We start from the raw sequence: 3,645 nt of genomic DNA on the forward strand, positions 1-3,645 counted from the left end.
AATGATCGACCGGCTCAAGGTCGGGCAATCCGCCAAGCTCCGCTTCAGCGCGTTCGACGCCGCCGTGACCCCCGAGCTCGACGGCAAGCTGACGCGGATCGCCGCCGACCTGACCAAAGACCCGCAGTCCGGCGCGGCGTACTACGTCGCCCGCATCGGCCTCGACGCGAGCGAACTCGCCAAGCTCGACGGCAAGGCTTTGGTGCCCGGCATGCCGGTTGAAGCCTTCATCCAGAACGGCGTGCGGACGGCGATCGCCTACCTGCGCAAGCCGCTGGAAGATCAGCTCGCCCGTGCGCTGCGGCAGAAATAACACAAGATTGCCGCCGGCAAGATATGCCGGCTTTCGAAGCCGTTTGATCTTCCGACCCTCGCCGAGAGCAAGGACAGGGAAGATCATCACGACAGAGAATCATCCCCGCTGCAATGCCAGGGTCACGCCGCCGAGCGTGAGCGCCATCGCGGTCCATTCGCGATAGCCCAGCGGCTCTCCCAGAATGATGGCGGCGGAGACGACGCCGATCACGGGCACGATCAGCATGCCCGTCGAAGCCGTGGTCGGCGGCAGACGGCGCAGCGTCTCGAACCAGGTGACGTAGCAGAGGCCCATCGGCACGAGAGTCATGTAGACGAAGCAGCCGAGCCCCAGCGGAGTGATCGCGCCGACATCGGGATGCTCGAACGCGATGCCGAGAATCAGCATCGTGGCGCAGCCGAGCCCGACCTGCCAGGCGACGACGACCAGCGGCGGCATTGGCAGCGGCTTGCGGTTGAGCACGTTGCCGAGCGCAAACAGGATGGCGCAGAGCAGCGCCAGCACGATGCCCAGCAGCTTGTCCGCGCCGAACGCAAATCCATTGCCGCTCAGGAGCAGCGTGACGCCGGCAACGCCAAGGATCAGCCCGAAAATATCCCGTGGCGCCGGGCGGTTATGCAGCACCGGCCAGGCGAACAGCATCGCCCAGATCGGCATGGTATAGGCGAGCAGGGCGCCCTCGCTCACGGTCACGTATTTCATCGCGACCGTCCCGAGACCCATCCAGGCAAAAACGTTGGTGAAGGTCGCAAACAGCAGCCGCGGGATGGCCTCGCGCGGCACGGTGAACGATTCCTTCCGGCTCAGCACCAGGGCGCCGAGAATGAGCGAGGCGCAGACGCCGGCAAGGCCACGGGCGAACAGCGGCGGCCATTGCTGGAGCAACAACTTCATCAGCGGCCAGTTCAGCGCCCAGCCGAACGCCGTTACGCAAAGGCAGAAAGAGCCGATCGTCCTGTCGCGCCGCGTCATATCCATGCATAGCGCTTAGCAGGCCGGCGCCAGCCGCTCCACCTCGGCCGATGCATGCGGGCCATCGCGCAGAACGGAACCGGACCGCCTGGCGGCCGTTCAAATGGGAGCCCACGCGTCGATGCGTGCCGCAGCACAAGCCAGGGAGGCCATCATGCCCGCAGCTGAGAAAGACCACGTCTACAAGATCCTGGACCTGGTTGGATCGTCCGAGACCTCGATCGAGGACGCGATCAAGAACGCGATCAGCCGCGCCTCGAAGACCATTCGCGAGATGAAATGGTTCGAGGTGGTGCAGACTCGTGGCCACATCGAGAACGGTACGATCGGCCATTTTCAAGTCACCTTGCGCGTCGGCTTCACGCTGGAAGAATGACGTCTCACCAAGCGTAGCGCAGGTTGCCTTTGCCGGCATAGCTGCGTGTCACGTCCGAGAATTCGCCTTCGAACGTCGCCGCAGCCGACCAACCGTTCAGCCAGTTCATGTGCACCGATGCCGTGGTCAACGCGGCCTCGCGCGCCTGTGCCGCACCGTTGACGACGAAACTCGCGCCCGGCAAGGCCTGGAAAGTCGCCGCGCTCGACCTGTCAGGATTGAAGTCGGGCGACCAGGCCAGGCGGCCGCGCAAGGTCAGCACGCCAACCGGCATGGCGAAGGATTTGTCGCTGCGCAGTCCGAGCTCGGTGCGGTTGTCGCTCACGCTCCTGGCGGCGTAGTTCAATGCGAATGCGGCCGAGCCGGCAACGACCTGTTCGGAATAGGCCGGCAGATCGAACGTCGTGACCTGCGCGGCGCCATAGGGAGTGAGGCCGAATCCCCACAGAAACGGAGCGACGAACCGATAGCCGCCTTCAAGTCGCGCGGAATAGGCATTGGCATCAAACTCAGCGCGCAGCCGGTCGGCGCCTGCGACAGTCACCGTGCGGTCGGTCGTGACATTCTGCCAGCCATAGCCAAGCGCTGCAGACAAATAAGCGGGTCCGCTCGTGTGCCGCAGATAGGCGCCAGCCTGGAACAGGTCGGAGCGGCCGGTGCCGAGACCGTTCACGCCGAAGCTGGTCCCTCCGCCGGCAAGCGCGAAGCCCAGCACCGTACTCGGCGAGAGGCGATAATCGGCACTGATCGCAGTGCCGGCGACGCGGCTCGTGGTATTGTTTGAGCCCGTGACCGTATTGCCGGATGTCGATTGCGATCCGCCGAAGCCGGCGCCCCACACGCTCCAGCGCTGCATGACACTCCGAGGCGGCGTTTTCGTCATCAGCGCGAATGCATCGGTGCGCTGTCGTCCGACATAGGCGCTGGCCTGATCCTCCTCGGAAAAACCCGTTGCGACTCCGGGACCGGTATCGCCGTCCCGCTGTGCGACGGGATCCGTGAGCAGGCCCATGAACTGCCCCATGGCTGCGAACGCCGTCTGCTGTGATCCGGTTGCCAGCTCGCCGGACGCTTGCGTCAGCCCGCCCGGTGTCAGCGCGCTGTACACTGCTGCTATACCGCCGTTGGCGTTGAAGGCATCTGTCAGCGCCACTCCAACCCGGTGCTGATTGCGATTGAGGCCCGTCGGAATTGCAAAGCTCAGGATCAGATCGAGATACACGTCATTGGCATCATAGCTGAGGCTGCCATGGAAGTGGGACGGTAGGCTGGCACTCACGATGACCGGACTGAAGGTGCCGCTGACGCCGCCGCTTGCGCTCAAGATGGTGTACCGCTTGGCGACGTAGCTGCCGGCGGCGAAGTTCGCCACCACCGTCGCGCCGCCGAGTTGCGCCGCACCCGTAACGGCCGCATGGGACGCGACGGATGGATCGAGTTGGACGAGATAGAGCGCGCCGGATTGAAAGGCGAGGCTGCCGTTGACCGCGGTCACGCTGCCGGGAGTGCCGTTTCCAGGCGCAAACGTGCCGCCGGCATTGACCGATGTTGCGCCGACCGAGCCGCTGCCCATCAAGGCGCCACCGTTGACCGCGGTTGCGCCGATCAGGGAGCCCTCGACATTGAGCACGCCACCATTGACGGTGGTACCGCCGCTGTAGGTGTTGGCGCCCAGGAGCGTCAGCGTGCCGCTTGTGCTCTTGGTGATCGCCACGCTGCCGCCCTGGTCGGCAGCGTTGCTACCGCCGCCGGGATTGGTGCCGCCGGAGCCGATGTAGTCGGCGATGCCGCCCGCGATGGTCTGGTTGCCGGCGCCGAAGCCGAGCACCGTCGTGTTGCTGCTCGTGCTCTGAAAGAAGATGCCGGAGCCAAAGCCCGAACCGTCGGTCCCGCCGTTCCGGCCAGTGCCGCCCACGACGCTTCCCGCCGTTTGAGAGAGATCGCCCTGAACCGTCACACTCCCGCCGCTCTGGACGAAGAT

General features: G+C 65.2%; 4 protein-coding genes. 2 read left to right on the top strand and 2 right to left on the bottom strand.

Annotated features, from left to right (window positions below):
• Positions 1-313, top strand: a 313-nt coding sequence (locus JHD07_RS16130) for an HlyD family secretion protein (protein ID WP_291623879.1), incomplete at its 5' end; no start/stop codon positions are given.
• Positions 314-412: 99 nt separating this feature from the next.
• Here the strand turns inward: JHD07_RS16130 and JHD07_RS16135 are convergent.
• On the bottom strand, positions 413-1,294 hold the full coding sequence (locus JHD07_RS16135) for a DMT family transporter (RefSeq protein WP_291623881.1): 882 nt from the start codon (positions 1,292-1,294) through the stop codon (positions 413-415).
• Between the two features lie 148 nt (positions 1,295-1,442).
• Between JHD07_RS16135 and JHD07_RS16140 the strand changes: the two genes are divergently transcribed.
• Positions 1,443-1,664 carry a dodecin gene (locus tag JHD07_RS16140; protein ID WP_291623883.1) on the top strand — a complete coding sequence of 74 codons (222 nt, stop codon included), beginning with the start codon at positions 1,443-1,445 and terminating at the stop codon, positions 1,662-1,664.
• Positions 1,665-1,668: 4 nt separating this feature from the next.
• On the opposite strand, the gene JHD07_RS16145 is transcribed toward JHD07_RS16140, so the two are convergent.
• Positions 1,669-3,645: autotransporter domain-containing protein (locus JHD07_RS16145; RefSeq protein WP_366864605.1), on the bottom strand; the 1,977-nt coding region annotated here is incomplete at its 5' end.

Source organism: Bradyrhizobium sp. (genome assembly GCF_016462955.1).
Taxonomy (GTDB): domain Bacteria; phylum Pseudomonadota; class Alphaproteobacteria; order Rhizobiales; family Xanthobacteraceae; genus Bradyrhizobium.